Genomic DNA, 17,351 nt, shown 5'->3' on the forward strand with positions numbered 1-17,351 from the left:
ACCTTCCGGTGCTCGCCGGAGTGGACGGTCCGCCGAAACTAGCACTAGAAATGCAAGTAGAAGCTTCTCCGGTCATGCATACACCTGAAAGGGCGAACTACCGTGACCCGTGATCGCGTTAGGGCAGACTGCCCGCATGACCGAACCCGATCCCGGTCCCGTGGTTCAGAGAATCCTGCTCGGCGCGGATCTACGCGACGCGCGGGATGCCGCCGCGTTGTCCAACGCCGACGCCAGCAAGGCGCTTGGCTGGTACACCGGCAAGCTGTCGAAGATCGAACAAGGCGACATGAAGGTCACCGACAAGGACTTGGACAAAGCCGTTCGCCTGTACAAGATCCCGGCCGATCATGCGGCGAAACTTCGGCAACTCTCGGTTGACGCCCGGAGAAAGCTCCCACCCGCCCGCGTGCCAGCCCACGGGGTCAAGTACGTCAATCTGGAACGTGCCGCCACCGAGTTGAAGATCTTCAACGCCGATTGTTTCCCTGGCACAGTGCAGACTGCCGACTACGCCCGTGCGGTGCTCGCTCGATCGGTGACCGTCTCGCCGGCCGATGTCGATCGGATGGCCGAAGATCGAACGAAGCGCCTGGAACGCATGAAGTCCCCGAACGCACCTCGGCTGTGGCTGGTGGTTGGCGAAGAGGCGCTCTGTCGGGAGATCGGCGGACCCGCCGTGCTGCGCGCGCAACTTGAGCAGGTCCGCGAACTGGCTGAACTACCGCACGTCTGTGTTCAGGTCGTGCCCTTCGACGGTGGCGCGCATGCGTCGCACGGCGTGGCCTTCAGCATCGTCACGCTGATCGAAGGCCGCTCCGGCATCGTCTTCATCGAGGGTCTGACAGCGACGGACTATCTCGGCGGAGAGCACGCCCGCATCTACGACCTGGCGTTCGAGAACCTGCGCGCAACCACCTTGAGTCAGCAGCGAACAATGGAGAGGATCACCCAGAGGATTGGGGAGCTGGCGTAGGAGGTTGCAGGATGCTCACTCCAGATTTCACGGGCGCACGCTGGCGGACGTCGTCACGCAGCGGCGGGACACAGAACTGCGTGGAACTGGCGCAGGTGGCGTCACGGGTGGCGGTTCGGGACACCAAGTGCCGCGACGCCGGAGCCCTCGCGTTCAGTGCGACCGCGTTCGGCGGTTTCCTGGCATTGGTCAAGGCTGGTGAGCTGGACCAGCGCTGAGGCGGCAACCGAGACTCGACACCAAGCGGGGCACCTCGTGCGTACCAGGTGCCCCGCCAGGGTTTCTTGCCTCAGGCGCCGGCAAGATCGGCGTTCGCCCGGTCCGTGATCAGTGTCAATACGCGGCCCGCGATCGCCAGGTCCTCGGCCGGAATGTCGGCGTAGAGCCGAGCGGCGATCGTGGCGGACTCGGCGGCGGTGCTCTCGTACAGCGTCCGTCCGGTGTCCGTGAGCCGCATCCGGGACGCCTCCGCCGGGTCCTGTTCCAGCAGCCTCGAGGCCGTCAGCTCCTCGACCACGCCGCGCACGACCGACCCGTCGATCTTCAGCGAGTCGGTGACGTCGGCGACGAGCGCATCGCGGCCGATGGAACCGCCCGCGACCACGACGACCCGGAGCGTCACATTCTGGTGGAACGTGGTGCCATGGCGGGCCAGCGCACCGTCCAGGAGGGCACGCGCGGCATTGTGTGACAGGGCGATGACTCGAGCATTGAGCGTAGGTGTCGCAGTGGTCATGACTGCTCCTTCTCGTTTTCGGTGTGTGCGTCGAGCGGCGCGTCGAGCAGGATCGTCAGCTCGCCGGCGAACTGCCGGGCGCGCGGGCTGTCCGGTCCCCCGAGCGGCTCCAGCAACTGGTCCACCAGCGCTCGGACCACCGTGATCGCGCGGTGTGTGACGTCGCGCCCCTGCTCGGTGAGCGACAGCTGCCTGGCGCGCGAGTCGCTCGGGTCCCGGGTGCGGACGACGAGTCCGGCGGCTTCCAGGGCGCGGGCGAGCTTGGAGACGTACAGCGGTTCGAGCCCGGTGTGATCGGCGAGTTGACGCTGGCTGGGACGCAGCCCGGAGCGCTGCATGCCGTACAGCGACGCCACCAACGAGTACTGGGCATGGGTCAGGCCCAGCGGCGCGACCGCCCGGTCGACGGCCACCCGCACCTTCATCGACAGGCGCCAGACCAGGAACCCCGCCGTTGCGCCTTCAGCTGCTGAACTCACATCGATACCGTACATGGCTACTATGTACATGGCTACTATTTTCTCGCGAACGCCCGAAGCGAGGTCGCGATCGGTCGCTACGCGGCGGCCAGGCCCCGCGCGTCCTCGACCAGCGCCCGCACGGCCGGGTGCCACGGGCGCTGGGACGGACCGCTGAGCACCAGGCGGCGGACCACCCGTTGCCGCAGCGGCACGAGCACCAGCTGCGGATCGAGCACGCTGCCGACGAGGCCTGGCGTGATGCTGACGCCGACCTCGGCCCGCACCATCGCCAGCAGCGTGCTGAGCTGGTGCACGCGGTGGGTCGGCGTCAACCGACCCCGCGCCTGCCGGTAGATCTCGCGGATGTGGCGCTCGCATCCCCCGCAGGACAACAGGAACGGGTCGTCGTCCAGGTCCAGCACATCGATCTCGTCCTGGCCGGCCAGCGGATGATCGCTGCGCAGCAACGCCTTGAACGCGTCCTCGGCCAGCAGCACGCCCGCGGCGGGCTCGGGGTCGACCAGCACGGCCGCGTCGGCGACTCCCTGGCCGAGCCACTCGGCCACCTCGTCGTCCTCGCCCTCGAACACCCGGATCCGCACGTTCGGGAACCGCTCCTGCCAGCGCTTCATCAGCTGCGGCAGCAGGCTTTGGCACACCGTCGGCGGCGCGGCGAGCCGCACGGTCCCGGTCGGCAGGCCCGCCTGCTCGTCGGCGATGTCCCTGATCGCGGCCGCCGCGGCCACCGCGCTGCGCGCGTGCGCCAGGACGCGTTCGCCGAACTCCGTCGGGCTCGGCTCGCCGACGCGGGTCAGCACCTGGTGTCCGAGCACTCGCTCCAGCGCGGCCACCGCGTGCGACACGGCGGACTGGCTGATGCCGAGCGCGCGGGCGGCGCAGCCGAAGCCGCCCTCGTCCACGACGGCCACGAACGAGCGGAGCTGGGCCAGGTTCAGGATCATGAGCAACTCTCATGGGCCGATGAGCACGACTTGTTGGACGCATGATGCCCCATCGAGCAGGGTTGCGGTCATGACATCGTCGACCGGTCGCGGCTGGCTGCCCGGATTCCTTGCCCTGTCGGCGATCTGGGGCGCCAGCTTCCTGCTGATCAAGATCGCGGTCGACGCGGGTGTCCCGCCCGCCTGGGTCGCGCTGTGCCGATGCCTGTTCGGCGCGCTGACCCTGTGGCTGGTCTGCGCCGCGCAGCGCGCGTCGATGCCCCGCGACCCGCGCGTCTGGCTGCACGTCGCGGTCGTCGCGGTGCTGCTGAACTCGGTGCCGTTCACGCTGCTCCCGTTGGGCGAGACCATGGTCAGCTCCGTCGTGGCCGGCACCTGGAACGCGGCCACCCCGCTGAGCACGCTGGTGTTCGCGCTGCTGCTGCTTCCCGGCGAGCACCCGAACCGCGCCAGGCTGGTCGGCCTCGCCACCGGTTTCCTCGGCGTGCTCGTGGTCCTGCGGGTCTGGGACGGAGCCGGCGGCGGCCTTGCCGGCGGCGCGGCCTGTTTCGCCGCGACCGTCTGCTACGGCGCGGGGTTCGCCTACACGCGGCGGTTCCTGTCCGGGCGCGGCGAGTCGGCCACGGTGCTGTCGACGATGCAGATCACCTGCGCCGCGGTGCAGCTCGCGCTCGTCGTGCCGGCGCTGAGCGGGCTGCCGAAATGGCCGGGGTTCGGCGCGGCCGGCGCGTTGCTGCTGCTCGGCGCCGCCGGCACCGGCTTCGCCTACATCATGAACTTCCAGGTGATCAGGGCGGCGGGCCCGACCGTCGCCGCCACCGTCACCTATGTGTCCCCGCTGTGGTCAACCGCACTCGGCGTGCTCATTCTCGCCGAACCCGTTGGCTGGCCGGTGGTTGTCGGCGGCGTGCTCATCCTCGCCGGGGTGGTGTTGAGCCGTGGGGGAGTCCCGGCCTTTGGGCGGGCCAAGCGAGTCGACATAGCATGAGGTTATGACCGCTGACCAGATCGACCAGATCGACCAGCCGGCAGGAAGCGGACCCTCGGCCGAGTTTCCGCTGATCCCGTTCGCGCACCTGTTCGGCGGGCAGGTCGACCAGGCACGGTGGCTGTACGAGGAGGCGTTCCCCGCCGGCGAGCGGGTGCCCTTCGCCGATCTGGTCGAGCCCGATGCCGGCGACGTCGCCTGGGCGCTCGTCGACGGCGGCGACGTGCTCGGCATGGTCTCGCTGTGCGGTCTCGGCGAGGAGTACGACGGGCACTGGCTGTTCCTGCGCTACTTCGCGGTGACCGCCGCGCGGCGCGGGCAGGGCCTCGGCGGCCGGCTGTGGCGTGCGATGTTCCGCAAGCTGGGCACCAAGTCCGAGCCGCCCAACCTGCTGCTGGAGGTCGAGGATCCCGCCGAGGCCGACGTCGACCGGGACGAGCAGTTGTTGCGCGCCAGGCGGATCGCGTTCTACCGACGGCTCGGTGCGACGCTGCTGCCCGTCGCCGACTACCGGATGCCCGACCTGGAGAACGAGCACGGCGGCGGCCTGCCCATGCTGCTGATGGGCGCGGGCGCGGCGGGCGCGCCGACTCCGGACGAGGACGAGCTGACCCGCCTCGTGCTCGCGCTCTATCTGGTCCACTATGGGCTGTCCGAATCGGACGAACTGGTGAACAAAGTCGTGCTGTCCAACGGTAGCGGCTAGGCCGTCAGGGCTGCGGTGGCCGGTCGGCAGCGGCGCTGGTAGTAGGCGAAGGTCACCGCGAGCAGCATCGGACCCCACAGTGTCAGCGGCGAGGAGCACACGGTCGCCAGCGCATCCCACCAACCGTTGGCGAAGCCGACCCTGGACAGACCGAGGAGATGGAAGCGGGCGGGTAGCTGCCCGCCCCACAGGACAGTCAGCGCCAGGCCGCCGACCGCGGCCGGCACGATCGCGGCGAACGGCGGCACGCGTTTTCCGCCGATGAGCGGCAGCCACGCCGGCACGACCTCGCCCCACCCGCGCACCAGGCCGAACGACAGCAGCGCCAGCCCCTCGGACAGCAGGCTGAGGCCGAACACGTAGTACGGGGCCCACTCTGGCATGGCCGGCGCGTTCGGTTCGACCATGCCCATGGTGAAGCCGAAGGCGAACGGCAGCCGCCACAGGCTCTGCGGCAGCACGACGAACGGGATCGCGCGCGCGGTCACGACCGCCCAGCGCGGCACGGGACGTTCGGTCGACAGGCGTTGTGCTGACACGGTTTCCTCCCCGGTCGATCAGTACTCGGGGAAGATCGTCCAGCGTGATCACTGAGAGGTCGCTGAGATCCTGAGAGTCCCCTCAGACGCCGTTGAGCAGGGCGGGGATCTGCTCGGGTGGTAGTGGTGGCGCGAAGTGCGCGCCCTGGGCGAGGTCGACGCCGATGGACCGGCAGCGGTCCGCCTGCTCCGCCGTGTCGATCCCGGCGGCCGCGACGACGCCCTCGGCGAGGTGCGCGACCGAGACCATCTCGCCGAGCGCCCTGCGCAACGCCGGGGTGTTGCCGACGATCTCCCGCACCACGGCCGGCGAGAGCAGCAGCGCCTGTGTCTTGGACTCCACCAACAGACCCAGTTCCTGGTGCGCCCCACCGAACTCGTGCAGCGCGGTGCCGACGCCGGTGTCGGCCAGCACGCGCAGGTTGTCCGCCGCGTCACCGAGTTCGGCCAGCACCGCACCGGTGTCCAGGGCGATCCGCACGGCCGACGGGCCGAGCCCGGTGTCCGCAAGCGTCTGCCGCACGGCGCCGACCAGGTCGGCGTCGCCGGACTGGAGCGGGGTGAGCCGGAGCCACAGCGTCGGCGCCCCGTCGCCGAACAGGTCCTGCCACTCGCGGGCCCGCCCGCAGGCCGCCTCGAGCGCCCACAGCCCGATGGGCAGGGACAGCCCGGTGTCCTCGGCCAGCCGCATGCAGTCCCTCGGCGACACGACGCCGTGTTCCGCGTGCTCCCAGGTGATCACCGCCTCGACGCCGACGATCCGTCCGTCGGTCAGCCGCACCATCGGTTGGTACGCAACGGAGATCTCACCGCTCTCCCACGCGCCGGGCAGCACGGCGGCGAGCCGGGACCGCACGCGCTCAGCCTCGTCCTCGCGCTGCTCGTAGATCGACCACTGGCGCTTGCCGTTGGCCTTGGCCCGCCGCAGCGCGGAGTTGGCCGCCCGCAACAGGTCCGCGATCTCGATGCCGGCGGGCGGCTGGTCGACGACGCCGATGCCGGCGGACACGGCGACGCCCTGGTCGTCCAGGTACACCGGCTCGGCCAGCTCGTCCTGAAGGATCCTGATCATGTCCAGCACACTCGGCGTGGTGGGGGAGTGCTGCACGAGCACGGCGAACTCGTCCCCGCTGATCCTGGCCACCAGCGCCCGCTCGCCCTGCACCGCGGCCTCCAGTCGCCTGGCCACGATCTTGAGCAGCCGGTCGCCGACGTCGTGCCCGAGTCCGTGGTTGACCACGGAGAACGCGTCGAGACCGAGGTGGTACAGCGTGATCGGGGCGGGGCTGCCGAGCGCCGACTCCAGCCGCGACGCGAAGTACTGCCGGTTGGCCAGGCCGGTCAGCGCGTCGTGCAGGGCCTGGTGGCTGAGCTGGTCGGCGAGCAGGTGCAGCTCGGTGATGTCCTCGACCATCGTGACGTGGTGCGTCGGATTGCCGTCCGCGTCGCGCAGTACCGACACCGCAAGGTAGACCCACGCGGTCTCGCCGTCGTCGCGGCGCAGCCTGCCGCGCTCCCGGTAGGTGTCGAGCACGCCGTCGACCAGGTCCCGGTAGATGGCGTGCAGGCCGTCGGTGTCGGTGGCGTAGAGCAGCTCGTCGAACTGCCGACCGACCAGGCTGCTCGACTCGGTGGCGAGGATCTCGGCGAGCGCCGCGTTGGCCTCGACGCACCGGCCGGTCAGGTCGGTGATCGCGATGCCGACCGCGGACGTGGCGAACACCTGGCGGAACCGGGCCTCGCTGACCTTCAGCACCCGCTCGACGTCGTTCTTGGCGTTCAGCAACGCCCGTTTGATCTCCTCCTGCTGGTCGAACGCGTCCTGCCGCATGGCCGTCGCGTAGCCGGAGGCGACCGCGCCGAGCACGGTGACGACCCGCTCGGCCAGCCGGTCGACCGGGCCCGTCTCCGGGTTGAACAGCAGCGTCCGCCCGAGCACGTCCAGAGTGCGTTCCAGCGTCTCCGGGCCGGAGAAGTGCGCCCGCACGAGCAGCGTGCCGATCTCGGCGACGGGCTCGGGGTCGAACGGCTCGGCGGACAGCGCGTCGCCGATCCGGTCGACGAGGGCGAGCAGGTACTCCTCGATCTCGCGCGGCGACATCGGCACGTACGTCGTGTCGGCGACCGCGGCCGCCCAGGCGCGGGCAAGCGCCAGCCGCCGCTGACGACGCGCGTCGTGCGGCTGCTGGCCCTCGCCAGAAGGTGTCATGCCATCCCGAGTTCAGCGGCTATCGTTTGCGGCCAACACCCGCGTAGATCCCGGCCCTGGTGGGCTCGTCACTCGCCGCCGTCACCGACTCCGGCCGCCACAGCGGGGTGGCGACCACGCCGGGCTCCACGACGTCGCAACCCTCGAACAGGTCGAGGATCTCGTCGTAGGACCTCGGGAACATGGGGTCCCTGCTGTTCTTCATGACCTCGACGATGCCGGCCATCTCCTCCGGCATGAAGTCGGCGGTGAACTGCGAGATCGCCAGGTAGCTGCCCGGCGCGACCGCGTCCCGGTAGGCGGCCACGATCCGCTTGGGTTCCTTGGCCGGGGAGACGAAGTGGAACACGCCTGCGGTCAGCACGCCGATCGGACGGTCGAAGTCGAGCAGCGCCCTGGTGTCGGGGTGCTCGAGGATGCTCTCGGGCACGGTGAGGTCGGCCTGGACGATGGTGGCCCGGTCGTTGTTCTCCAGCAGCAGTTTGCTGTGCGCGACCGCGACCTCCTCGTAGTCCACGTAGACCACGTGGGCGTCGGGGTCGGCCTTCTGCGCGATCTCGTGCACGTTGCCGACAGTGGGGATGCCGGAGCCGAGGTCGAGGAACTGCCGCACTCCGGACTCGATCATGAACAGCACCGACCTGCGCAGGAAGGCCCGGTTCTCCCGCGCGATGTTCCTGGCGTTGGGCTGTGCCTTGAGGAACTTCGCCGCCAGCTCGCGGTCCGCCGCGAAGTTGTGCCCGCCGCCGAGCAGGTAGTCGTACAGCCGAGCGGCGCTCGGCAGTCCCTCGTCGACGTCGTCCGGCACCCAGGCCACGCGTTCCATCACGACCACCCACCTCAGTTTCGTTCGGTGACGGTGAGATTACTGATCCGAGTGTTGTTCGCGGCAGGGGTGGGAGTCTCATCTACCCCGTTCGGCTGAACGCGGGCCACCGGGTCACGCGGTTCGTGCACGTTTCGCCACCGGGTCGGCGGCCCGGACCCCGCACCGGGGCCGGCCACGTCACCCGGCTGCGCGCGTCGACGCGGCGCCGAGCAGCGCCGCCACGGCCAGCGCGGCGAACGCGATCCTCGGCCCGTCGGCGGGGGACAGGTGCAGCGCCAGGGTGCACACGCCGACGCCAAGCGCCGTGCCGAGCCCCCGCGTCATGTTCACCAGCCCGCCGCCGACCCCGGCCCCGGCCGCCGGGATCGCCGCCATCACCGTGGTGTTGTTGGCCGGCGTGAACACCCCGAGCCCGAGGCCGAGGACGGCAAGGAGCGCGGCGAGCGTCGCCGGGGCCGACGGGAACACGGCCAGCAGGGCGAGGGCGACCGCGCTCACCGACGCGCCGAGCAGCCCTCGGGTCAGGTCCGACCAGCGCTTGGGCAGCAGTGATCCGCCGAGCGTGGCGGCGACGGCGAAGCCGGCGGGCAGCGCGGTGAGCACCAGGCCGGCCCGCATCGCCGAGCCGCCCGGCGCGGCCAGCGCGAACGGCACCACCACCAGCGGGCCGAACAGCACCAGGTAGCCGCACAGCGCGCCGACCAGCCCGGCCGCGACCGGTCGGGCCCGCAGCAGCGCGAGGTCGACCAGCGGCTGCGCGGCGCGGCGCTCCCGACGCAGGAACAGCCAGCCCGCCGCCACCGCGGCCGCGACCAGCCCGAGCGCCGCGGCCGGCGCGAGGCCGAGCCCGGACACCCCGGACAGCGCGAGCAGCGCGGCGGTGGTGGCGACGCCGAGCAGCAGCAGACCGGGCAGGTCGAACCGGCCACGGGCGCAGAGCTGCCGGCTGCGCGGCAGCAGGTAGTGGCCTGCCGTCATGGCGATCAGGCCGATCGGCAGGTTGATGCCGAACACCCACCGCCAGCCGAGGCCGTTCACCAGCAGCGCGCCAAGCGTCGGCCCCGCGGCGAGGCCGAGCGCCTGCGCGGCGGCCTGCACCCCGAGCGCGACCCGCATCCTGGTCCTCGGCACGCTGGTGACGACGAGGGCGACGCTGTTCGCCTGGAGCATGGCCGCGCCGATCGCCTGGGCGACCCGGAACGCGAGCAGCGCGCCGAGCGTCGGCGCGAAGCAGCAGGCGACCGATGCGGCGGTGAACACCACGAATCCGTAGATGTAGACCAGCTTCCGCCCGAACACGTCGGCGAGGCGACCGACGGCGGCCAGCAGCGCGACCAGGGTCAGCAGGTAGCTGAGCGAGACCCATTCCACGGCGGCGAGCGGGGCGTGGAACTGCTCGGTCAGCGCGGGGAAGGTGAGCGTGACGATGCTTGCGTCGAGCTGTCCCATGAACGCGCCGAAGCAGACCGTGGCGACCGCGAGCCACGGCGCGCCCGGCCAGGCCGCGATGCGCGTCGGCCGGGCGGACTCCACGACGAACCAGCGCCATCCGCGCGCGGCGCGGGACGTCTCCTGGATGGCCATGTCCCCTCCCAACGGCTCGACCATCCGAATATATCTGCCACCGACATAGTCTGCTGCGGAGACGTTGCTCACCTGCGGGCCTGCGGCGTCCCGCCAGGTGGTTTCCGGCGAAAACCGGGTAAACGGTCAGTAGCATTGGGTCATGCCAGAGCGAACCTCGGAAGCAACGCTGGACGTCGCGCCGCCCGCCGAGCTGGAAGACACCACCGCGGGCGACGCAAGAACGCTCACCGAGGTCGTGACCCGGCTGCGCCGCGCGCTGCGGACCAGCATCCGTTCCGACTGGCCGTGGGAGTCCCTGCCGATGGCGCAGGTCGAGCTGCTCCAGACGCTCGCGGAGCGGCCGCCGATGCGGGTCGGCGAACTGGCCGCCGCGCTGCGGCTGGCCCCCAACACCGTCTCGGGCCTGATCAGCCAGCTCATGGAGAGCGGCCTGGTCGCGCGCAACGGCGACCCGGCCGACCGCAGGGTCGCCCGGCTGACCGTCACCGAGGCAGGGCACGACAAGCTCGCCGCCTGGCAGCGCGGCCACGAGCAGCGCATCGGCAGTGCGCTGGACCGGCTCGGCGCGCGCGAACGCGCCGCCGTCGTGCGCGCCCTGCCCGCCCTTGACCGGCTCGTCGACCATCTGCTGGACGGCTGAGAAACCCTTGGCGCGCAACACATCCCGTCAACGAGCCATCCTCGGCGCGATCGCCGTCGGCGGCGGGCTCGGCGGGCTGGCCCGCTACGGCGTCGCCCAGCTGCTGCCCACGCTGCCCGGACGGTTCCCGGTCGGCACCTTCGTCATCAACGCGGTCGGCTGCGCGCTGATCGGCGTGCTCATGGTGCTGATCACCGAGGTGTGGTCGGGGCACTACCTGCTCCGGCCGTTCCTCGGCGTCGGCGTCCTCGGCGGCTTCACCACGTTCTCCACCTACGCCGTGGAGGTGCGCGGCCTGCTCCGGCCGGGCTCGGCGCTCCTCGCCTTCGGCTACCTGGCCTCCGCCATGGCCTGCGCGCTGCTGGCGGTACTGCTCGGCGTCTGGTTCGCTCGGTGGGCCACACGCGCGGCGCGGCGGCCGAGAAGGGCGGGAGCACCATGACGCTGGTCGGTCGGGCGCTGCGGTTGTCGATCTTCGTCGACGAGGACGACACCTGGCACCACAAGCCGCTCTACCACGAGATCGTGCGCCGGGCGCACGACGCGGGCCTGGCGGGCGCGACCGTGCTGCGCGGCATCGAGGGATTCGGGGCGTCCTCCCGCATCCACACCACCAGGCTGCTCAGCCTCAGCGAGGACCTGCCGGTGGTGGTCGTCATCGTGGACACCGAGGACAAGGTCCGCGCCTTCGTGCCGCAGCTGGACGAGCTGGTCAGCGAGGGCATGGCGATCCTCGACGAGGTCGAAGTCGTCCGATACGCCGCGCGGGAGTCCATCGAGTGACACCGCTGCTCGTCTTTCTCGGGGCCGCCGTCGGCGCCCCGCTGCGCTACCTCACCGACCGGGCCGTGCAGTCCCGCCACGACACCGTGTTCCCCCTTGGCACCCTCGCGGTGAACGTGGTCGGCAGCCTGATCCTCGGCCTGCTGGTCGGCGCGGGCAGCGCGCTGCCGGGATCGCTGCTTTCCTTGCTGGGCACGGGTTTCTGCGGCGGGCTGACCACCTACAGCACCTTCAGCTACGAGACCTTCCGCCTGGTGGAGCAGAAGTCCTACTTCTACGCGGCGCTCAACGTCCTGATCAGCCTGGTCGCCGCCCTGGCCGCAGCCTCCCTCGGCTACGCGCTCGCGTCATGAAGAGTCCCTTCAGGACACCAACGTCCTGAAGGGACCCTCCATGCTGTCTAGGCCGCCTCGACGTCGTCGGCCGGGTGCAGGCCGCCGAGCAGCGCCGGCAGCTCGTCGGTGTGCACCACGCCCAGCCGCTGCGTCGCCCTGGTCAGCGCCACGTACAGATCGCTGCGGCCCCTGACCGACTCGGCCAGGATGGTGTCCGGGTCGACGATCAGCACCGCGTCGAACTCCAGCCCCTTGGCCTGGCCGACGGTGAGCAGCACCGTCCTGGTCTCCAGCCCGTCCGGCTGCGTGCCGACCGCGATGTCGGGCACCGCAGCCGCGATCGCCGCGCCGAGCGAGTCGATGCTCCCGCCGGGCAGCAGCACCGCGAGCCTGCCCTCGCCGACGGCCGCGGCCTCGCGCGCCACGATGCCGGGCAGGGTCGCCGCAAGGTCGGCGGGCTCCACCCTGCGGTGCCACGGCGCGACGCCGGTCTCCCGCACGGAGGTCGGCGGCACCAGCGCCGGGTCGACGCTGGCCAGCACGTCCGCCGCGACCGCCATGATCTCGGCAGGCGTGCGGTAGTTGACGGTCAGCTCCTCCAGCCGCCAACGGTCGGCGACATACGGGCTGAGCACCTCCGACCACGACGTCGTGCCGGCCAGGTCGCCGGTCTGCGCGATGTCGCCGACCACCGTCATCGACTTGCTCGGGCAGCGCCGCATCAGCGTCCGCCAGGCCATCGCCGACAGCTCCTGCGCCTCGTCCACGATGACGTGGCCGAACGTCCAGGTGCGGTCGGCGGCGGCCCGCTCGGCCGCGGTCTCGTGGCTGCGGTTCTCGTGCCGGTCGGCCAGCCCGGCCGCGTCGACGAGGTCGGTCGCCAGCAGCATCTCCGGGTCCGCCTCGTCGTCCAGGTCGAGGATGTCCAGCACGCCCTGCGCGTAGTCGATCTCCTGCCGGCGCTCCCTGGCCTGCCGCGCCTTGATCGCCTCGTCGTCCTCGCCGAGCAGCTCGTCCGCCTCGTCCAGCAGCGGCACGTCGGCCGGCGTCCACGCGGCGTCCGGCTCGCGCACCAGCAGCGCCCGCTCCTCCTCGCTGAGGTGCCGCGCCGCGGTGGCCAGCCTGGCCGGGGAGCTGAACAGGTCGGCGAGCAGCTCCTGCGGGGTCAGCACCGGCCACAGCCGGTCGATCGCCGCCCGCACCTTCTCGTCCTCGCGCAGCTCGCGCCGGATGTCGTCGAGGTCGGCCTGGTCGAGCAGGTGCCGGCCGAGCCGGTTGGCGACCTGGCCGGCCAGCGCCGAGATCATCTCCCGCACGAACAGCCGCCGCGCCTGGTTGTGCGGCTGCCGCGAGCGCCGTGCCCTGCTCCGCGCCTGCGTGCAGGTGCGCCGGTCCAGCCGCAGCACGTCCTGCTCGAACTCGACCTCGACCGGCCGCTTCTCGGTCGGCACCTGCTGGCGGTCCTTGATCGCGGCGGCGACCACGCCGGCCATCTCGATCCGGCCCTTGATCGCGGCGGCGTGCGGGGACTCCGCGCCGGTCGCGGTCAGCCCGGGGTACAGCTCGCCGACCGTGGACAGCAGCACGCCGGTCTCGCCGAGGGAGGGCAGCACCTGGCCGATGTAGTGCAGGAACGTCGCGTTCGGCCCGACCACCAGCACGCCGCGCTTGGCCAGCTGCCTGCGGTGCGTGTACAGCAGGTAGGCGGCGCGGTGCAGCGCGACGGCCGTCTTGCCGGTGCCGGGACCGCCCTGCACGACCAGCACGCCGTTGAGCCCGGATCGGATGATCCGGTCCTGCTCGGCCTGGATGGTCGCGACGATGTCGCTCATCTGGCCGGTTCGGCTGGCGTTCAGTGCGGCGAGCAGCGTCGCCTCGCCGGTCAACCCCTCGCGCCGCCCCTGCGCGGCCGAGGTCAGGTCGAGCACCTCGTCGTCGAGGCTGACCACCGTGCGCCGCTTGGTCCTGATGTGCCTGCGGCGGCGGACGCCCTCCGGCGAAGCCGCGGTGGCCAGGTAGAACGGACGCGCCGCCGGGGCGCGCCAGTCCATCAACAGCGGCTCGTATTCCTTGTCCTTGTCGAACAGTCCGTGCCGCCCGATATAGAAGCGGCCGTCGTCCTCGAAGTCGAGCCGGCCGAAACACAGGCCGTTCTCGACCGCGCTGAGCTGGGTGAGCTGGTCGGAGTACATCGAGGTGGACGCGTCCCGCTCGGTGCGCGCCTGCGGAGTGCCGCCGGTTTGGCGCAGCACTTCCGACAGCCGCTTCGAGGTGTATTCACGGAGGTCGTCGAGCCGGCCATAGAGCATTGACACGTATTCCTGTTCCAACTCGACGTCGCCGAGTTGGTCTTCCTGGCCGTGCGAAGGGCTTGACAACTGTCCCCACCTTTTGCTAGCTTTTTTCTTGTCGAGTTTCTCGTTCAGTTTTCTGCGCACTGCTGACGATCGCGAACAGTGAGTCTATCAAGCCTGTTCGGGTTCTGCGCCTACTTGCGTCCACTACTGTGACGTTTCAGGCCCGGTGTTGATTCCCGGTCCGAATCACCTAACCGCCGGACCGCTGCGTGTCGTGGTGCCGGAAGGACCGCAACAGCAGGTCGTGCAGCTGCGTCCGCTCCTGCTCGCTCAGCGGCGCGAACAGCAGCTCGTTGAGCCGCTCGGCCATGCCGAGGCGGCGACGCAGCGCCCGCCGGCCCGCCGTGGTGAGGTCGACGGTGTACCGCCGCCGGTCCCGCTCGTCACGGGTGCGGCTCGCGAACCCCGCGTTCTCCAGGTCGTCGAGCAGCGACACCAGGTCGCTGGCGTCGATGCGCAGCCTCGCGCTGATCTCCTTCTGGGAGGCGGGGCCGAACTCCGCGAGACAGGCCAGCACCGTCACGTGCGTGACCCGGAGGTCCTCGTCGCCGAGCAGGCCCGCGATCCGGCGGGACTCCTTGGTCAGCTGGAGCATCAGGTAGCTCGGGAACTGGAGCAGCTGCGTCGGCAGGCCCTGATCGCCTTCGGCCTGCCGCGGCTGCGTGGACATCGGCCCATCATAGGTATTCCGCACGATCGGGTGCGCCCCACGAACCGGTGCGACGCCTTGCCGGCGCACACCGCCCGCGCCAGGATGCGGTCATGCAGCACGACCCGATCTCGGTGCTCGGCCTCGGCGCGATGGGGCGCCCGATGGCGCGCAACCTGGCCAGGGCCGGCTTTCCGGTCACCGTGTGGAACCGCACCCCCGGCCGGGACGGCGAGTCGCGCGCGGCCGGCGCCCGATCCGTCGCGACCCCGGCGGACGCGGCGGGCCAGGTCGTCCTGACGGTGCTGCCCGACCTGCCGCAGGTCGACCAGGTGCTGGCCGGCGACGACGGGCTGCTCGCCGGCTGGCGGCGCGCCGAGGTCGCCGCGCCGCTGCTCGTCGTGATGGGCACCGTGTCCCCGACCGGAGTCCGCGAACTCGGTGCGCGCCTCGCCGGTCACGGCGTCCGGCTGGTGGACGCGCCGGTCAGCGGCGGCGACATCGGCGCGGACGCCGGCACGCTCAGCATCATGGTCGGCGGGGACGCCGCCGACGTGCTGCGGCTCCAGCCGTTCTTCGCCGCACTTGGCACCACCGTGCGTCACCTCGGCCCGCTCGGCGCAGGCCAGCTCACCAAGGCGTGCAACCAGATCGTGGTGGCCGCCAACCTCACCGCCATCTCCGAGGCGCTGGCCCTCGCGGTCAAGAGCGGCCTCGACCCGGCCGTCGTGGTCGAGATCCTCGACGGCGGGCTCGCCGGGAGCCAGGCGCTGAAGGTCAAGCGGGACAAGTGGCTCAACCACGACTTCACGCCGGGCGGCTCGGCCGTCAACCAGCTCAAGGACCTCGGCTTCGCGCTCGCCGAGGCCCGCGATGCCGGGGTTCCGCTGCCGGTCACGGCCGTCGTCGAGCAGCTCTACTCCGCGCTCTGCTCGCTCGGCCACGGCGACGACGACCACAGCGGCGTCTACCAGGTGCACGAGCTCCTCGCCGGCCTCCGCCGCTGACACCTGGCCAATGTCCGATCGGTCCGGATCGCGCGTTCGGTGTAGCCGTTCGAGAAAACCGCTACGGACCGTGTCCGCCAGGCGGGTCGGCACGCCACCGAACAGCTGGTTTCGCGCGCCCCAAGCCTTGCCGGCCGCACGATCACGGCAGGGTAGGCGTGTCCCCAGGGGGACTCTGCGGTCGGGAGCTGTCCATGGACGCGAAGCGACGGGAAGTAGCCAGGCTCTGCCGGGCCGCGGTCGATCGGCCGCGCTGGCAGCTGGTGTTCGGCGTGCTGGTCTCCGCGTGGGCGCTGGCCTGGATCCTCGCGCAGCTGCGCCACCAGCAGCACTCCCCGCTCGGCGTGCTGCGGGGCGCGGTGAGCTGGGCCGGCATCCCGGCTGGCTGGCTGGACGACAGCACGGACTGGCTGCGCGACCCGCGCCGGCACGGGCTGTGGGCGTGGCTCGCGATCGCGGCGGGGCTGCTGTGGGCCGGCACCTCCGAGCGCGCGCAGCTGCCGGCCCTGCTCGGCTGGCTCGCGGTGCTCACCGCAGGGGAGGGCATCGGCTACGCCGCGGCCGTGCACCGAGCCGCGCTGACCATGCTCGTGTTCGTCGCGGCGCTCGTCGTGCTGTCCGTGCTGCGCCGGCGCCACCTGGTACTGCGCAGAACCGTGCTAATCCCACGGGACGTGCTGCGCGCCGGGGTGACCGCGGCCGCGCTGACCGCCGTGGTGCCGCTGCTCGCCCCCGGTCTCGCGCTGGCCGGGCTGGTCCGCCCCTACGTCACCCGGCCGCCGAGGCCCGATCCCACCCGCGCGGTGATCCCGCTGGCCCGGCGCGAGGACGAGTACGTGCCAAGGCACGCCGACCACGCCCGGCCCTGACCTCACCCTGGTTGTGAATCTTCTCGGCACGATGCCGGAAGATGTGTCCGTGACCGAGGATTCGACCAGTAGGCGGCTGGCCAGCGTGATGCGCCGGCAGCCCGTGCAGCCGCGCGGAGCCGCCACCGTAGCCGCGATCCTGGATGCCTGCGCCAAGCTGCTCACCGACCACGACTACGACGAGCTGACCACCGCGCGGATCGCCGAACGCGCCGGCGTGCCGATCGGCTCGTTCTACCAGTACTTCCCGGACAAGCGGTCGGTCGTGCACGCGCTGACCCTGCGCGGCATGCAGCAGTACGTGGCCGAGGTGGAACGCCTCTTCGGCACCGACGACGTCGCGCTGGACTGGCGCGGCGCGGTGAACCAGGTGTTCGGCGTGTACCTGCGGATGCTGGACGAGGTGCCCGGGTTCGGCCGGGTGCGGTTCAGCGACGTGATCGACAACCGCCGCCTCGACCCGGAGGCCGACCAGTACGTGTTCATGGCCGCCCGGCTCGGCGAGCTGTTCGCGGCCAGGTTCTGCGAGCCGGGAGAGCCGAGCGCCGACACCGTGTCGCTCGCCTTCCGGATGTCGGTCGAGGCGGCGGACGCGCTGCTCAAACTGGCCGAGCGGGTGCCGCAGGAGCGGCGCGAGCACGTGCTGCTCGCCGCGCACGGCGTGGTGATGCAGTTGCTCGGCGAGGTGTTCGACGCGGAGCAGCGGGCCGACTGACTT

20 protein-coding genes are annotated in these 17,351 nt (G+C 71.3%); 11 read left to right on the top strand and 9 right to left on the bottom strand.

Annotated elements, in window-relative coordinates; translation table 11 throughout:
* Positions 1–136: 136 nt before the first annotated feature.
* Entirely contained in the window at positions 137–976 is an 840-nt protein-coding gene (locus F0L68_RS07710; protein WP_149848781.1) for a Scr1 family TA system antitoxin-like transcriptional regulator, read from the top strand.
* Positions 977–987: 11 nt separating this feature from the next.
* Complete coding sequence (locus tag F0L68_RS07715) at positions 988–1,194, top strand: DUF397 domain-containing protein (protein WP_149848782.1); 207 nt, start codon at positions 988–990, stop codon at positions 1,192–1,194.
* 71 nt (positions 1,195–1,265) lie between these two features.
* Here the strand turns inward: F0L68_RS07715 and F0L68_RS07720 are convergent, their stop codons facing one another.
* From F0L68_RS07720 to F0L68_RS07730, 3 genes are all read right to left on the bottom strand, one after another.
* Positions 1,266–1,712, bottom strand: coding sequence for a winged helix DNA-binding protein (locus F0L68_RS07720; RefSeq protein WP_149848783.1), 447 nt, complete (start codon positions 1,710–1,712; stop codon positions 1,266–1,268).
* Positions 1,709–2,191: a MarR family winged helix-turn-helix transcriptional regulator gene (locus F0L68_RS07725; protein ID WP_149848784.1), complete on the bottom strand. Its 483-nt coding sequence runs from the start codon at positions 2,189–2,191 to the stop codon at positions 1,709–1,711. The genes F0L68_RS07720 and F0L68_RS07725 overlap by 4 nt, the downstream gene beginning before the upstream one ends.
* A 77-nt stretch (positions 2,192–2,268) precedes the next feature.
* Positions 2,269–3,135, bottom strand: coding sequence for a LysR family transcriptional regulator (locus F0L68_RS07730; RefSeq protein ID WP_149848785.1), 867 nt, complete (start codon positions 3,133–3,135; stop codon positions 2,269–2,271).
* Positions 3,136–3,205: 70 nt separating this feature from the next.
* Between F0L68_RS07730 and F0L68_RS07735 the strand changes: the two genes are divergently transcribed.
* Together F0L68_RS07735 and F0L68_RS07740 are read left to right on the top strand one after the other, a co-directional pair.
* Positions 3,206–4,123, top strand: a complete 918-nt coding sequence (locus tag F0L68_RS07735) for a DMT family transporter (RefSeq protein ID WP_223198581.1) — start codon at positions 3,206–3,208, stop codon at positions 4,121–4,123.
* A 4-nt stretch (positions 4,124–4,127) separates the two neighbouring features.
* Positions 4,128–4,829, top strand: coding sequence for a GNAT family N-acetyltransferase (locus F0L68_RS07740; RefSeq protein ID WP_149848787.1), 702 nt, complete (start codon positions 4,128–4,130; stop codon positions 4,827–4,829).
* Here the strand turns inward: F0L68_RS07740 and F0L68_RS07745 are convergent.
* The 4 genes from F0L68_RS07745 to F0L68_RS07760 form a co-directional block, all read right to left on the bottom strand.
* Positions 4,826–5,368, bottom strand: coding sequence for a hypothetical protein (locus tag F0L68_RS07745; protein WP_149848788.1), 543 nt, complete (start codon positions 5,366–5,368; stop codon positions 4,826–4,828). The two genes, F0L68_RS07740 and F0L68_RS07745, sit on opposite strands and share 4 nt — an antisense overlap.
* Before the next feature lie 82 nt (positions 5,369–5,450).
* Positions 5,451–7,577, bottom strand: a complete 2,127-nt coding sequence (locus F0L68_RS07750; RefSeq protein WP_149848789.1) for a putative bifunctional diguanylate cyclase/phosphodiesterase — start codon at positions 7,575–7,577, stop codon at positions 5,451–5,453.
* 19 nt (positions 7,578–7,596) lie between these two features.
* On the bottom strand, positions 7,597–8,406 hold the full coding sequence (locus tag F0L68_RS07755; RefSeq protein ID WP_188316448.1) for an SAM-dependent methyltransferase: 810 nt from the start codon (positions 8,404–8,406) through the stop codon (positions 7,597–7,599).
* A 177-nt stretch (positions 8,407–8,583) separates the two neighbouring features.
* Complete coding sequence (locus F0L68_RS07760) at positions 8,584–9,990, bottom strand: MFS transporter (RefSeq protein WP_149848790.1); 1,407 nt, start codon at positions 9,988–9,990, stop codon at positions 8,584–8,586.
* Between the two features lie 142 nt (positions 9,991–10,132).
* Here F0L68_RS07760 and F0L68_RS07765 point away from each other — a divergent pair, with 142 nt between their 5' ends.
* Genes F0L68_RS07765 through crcB form a run of 4 tightly spaced genes read left to right on the top strand, consistent with a single transcriptional unit; the run spans position 10,133 to position 11,769 of the window.
* A complete protein-coding gene (locus F0L68_RS07765; protein ID WP_149848791.1) occupies positions 10,133–10,633 on the top strand; it encodes a MarR family winged helix-turn-helix transcriptional regulator in 501 nt (166 codons plus the stop codon).
* 7 nt (positions 10,634–10,640) lie between these two features.
* Positions 10,641–11,075 (top strand): fluoride efflux transporter FluC, encoded by a 435-nt coding sequence (locus F0L68_RS07770; protein WP_149848792.1) that lies wholly within the window; start codon positions 10,641–10,643, stop codon positions 11,073–11,075.
* The gene (locus F0L68_RS07775; protein ID WP_149848793.1) at positions 11,072–11,416 is read left to right on the top strand and encodes a DUF190 domain-containing protein; all 345 of its coding nucleotides are present in this window, start codon (positions 11,072–11,074) and stop codon (positions 11,414–11,416) included. The genes F0L68_RS07770 and F0L68_RS07775 overlap by 4 nt, the downstream gene beginning before the upstream one ends.
* The gene (gene crcB, locus F0L68_RS07780) at positions 11,413–11,769 is read left to right on the top strand and encodes a fluoride efflux transporter CrcB (RefSeq protein ID WP_149848794.1); all 357 of its coding nucleotides are present in this window, start codon (positions 11,413–11,415) and stop codon (positions 11,767–11,769) included. Before F0L68_RS07775 ends, crcB begins: the two co-directional genes overlap by 4 nt.
* A 47-nt stretch (positions 11,770–11,816) precedes the next feature.
* Here crcB and F0L68_RS07785 read toward each other — a convergent pair whose 3' ends face one another.
* Together F0L68_RS07785 and F0L68_RS07790 are read right to left on the bottom strand one after the other, a co-directional pair.
* Positions 11,817–14,129: a HelD family protein gene (locus tag F0L68_RS07785; protein ID WP_149848795.1), complete on the bottom strand. Its 2,313-nt coding sequence runs from the start codon at positions 14,127–14,129 to the stop codon at positions 11,817–11,819.
* 169 nt (positions 14,130–14,298) lie between these two features.
* On the bottom strand, positions 14,299–14,778 hold the full coding sequence (locus F0L68_RS07790; protein WP_149848796.1) for a MarR family winged helix-turn-helix transcriptional regulator: 480 nt from the start codon (positions 14,776–14,778) through the stop codon (positions 14,299–14,301).
* Positions 14,779–14,870: 92 nt separating this feature from the next.
* On the opposite strand from F0L68_RS07790, the gene F0L68_RS07795 reads away from it, so the two are divergent.
* From F0L68_RS07795 to F0L68_RS07805, 3 genes are all read left to right on the top strand, one after another.
* On the top strand, positions 14,871–15,764 hold the full coding sequence (locus F0L68_RS07795) for an NAD(P)-dependent oxidoreductase (RefSeq protein WP_149848797.1): 894 nt from the start codon (positions 14,871–14,873) through the stop codon (positions 15,762–15,764).
* A 194-nt stretch (positions 15,765–15,958) separates the two neighbouring features.
* Positions 15,959–16,633, top strand: a complete 675-nt coding sequence (locus tag F0L68_RS07800) for a hypothetical protein (protein ID WP_149848798.1) — start codon at positions 15,959–15,961, stop codon at positions 16,631–16,633.
* Between the two features lie 49 nt (positions 16,634–16,682).
* Positions 16,683–17,348 (top strand): TetR/AcrR family transcriptional regulator, encoded by a 666-nt coding sequence (locus tag F0L68_RS07805; RefSeq protein WP_223198582.1) that lies wholly within the window; start codon positions 16,683–16,685, stop codon positions 17,346–17,348.
* The last annotated feature ends 3 nt before the right edge of the window (positions 17,349–17,351 follow it).

Source organism: Solihabitans fulvus (genome assembly GCF_008386585.1).
GTDB classification, from domain to species: Bacteria; Actinomycetota; Actinomycetes; order Mycobacteriales; family Pseudonocardiaceae; genus Solihabitans; species Solihabitans fulvus.

Coding starts and splice junctions, on each gene's coding strand:
- F0L68_RS07710 (WP_149848781.1), top strand. CDS start 137: ATGACCGAACCCGATCCCGGTCCCGTGGTTCAGAGAATCCTGCTCGGC.
- F0L68_RS07715 (WP_149848782.1), top strand. CDS start 988: ATGCTCACTCCAGATTTCACGGGCGCACGCTGGCGGACGTCGTCACGC.
- F0L68_RS07720 (WP_149848783.1), bottom strand. CDS start 1,712: ATGACCACTGCGACACCTACGCTCAATGCTCGAGTCATCGCCCTGTCA.
- F0L68_RS07730 (WP_149848785.1), bottom strand. CDS start 3,135: ATGATCCTGAACCTGGCCCAGCTCCGCTCGTTCGTGGCCGTCGTGGAC.
- F0L68_RS07735 (WP_223198581.1), top strand. CDS start 3,206: ATGACATCGTCGACCGGTCGCGGCTGGCTGCCCGGATTCCTTGCCCTG.
- F0L68_RS07740 (WP_149848787.1), top strand. CDS start 4,128: ATGACCGCTGACCAGATCGACCAGATCGACCAGCCGGCAGGAAGCGGA.
- F0L68_RS07750 (WP_149848789.1), bottom strand. CDS start 7,577: ATGACACCTTCTGGCGAGGGCCAGCAGCCGCACGACGCGCGTCGTCAG.
- F0L68_RS07760 (WP_149848790.1), bottom strand. CDS start 9,990: ATGGCCATCCAGGAGACGTCCCGCGCCGCGCGCGGATGGCGCTGGTTC.
- F0L68_RS07765 (WP_149848791.1), top strand. CDS start 10,133: ATGCCAGAGCGAACCTCGGAAGCAACGCTGGACGTCGCGCCGCCCGCC.
- F0L68_RS07775 (WP_149848793.1), top strand. CDS start 11,072: ATGACGCTGGTCGGTCGGGCGCTGCGGTTGTCGATCTTCGTCGACGAG.
- F0L68_RS07790 (WP_149848796.1), bottom strand. CDS start 14,778: ATGTCCACGCAGCCGCGGCAGGCCGAAGGCGATCAGGGCCTGCCGACG.
- F0L68_RS07795 (WP_149848797.1), top strand. CDS start 14,871: ATGCAGCACGACCCGATCTCGGTGCTCGGCCTCGGCGCGATGGGGCGC.
- F0L68_RS07800 (WP_149848798.1), top strand. CDS start 15,959: ATGGACGCGAAGCGACGGGAAGTAGCCAGGCTCTGCCGGGCCGCGGTC.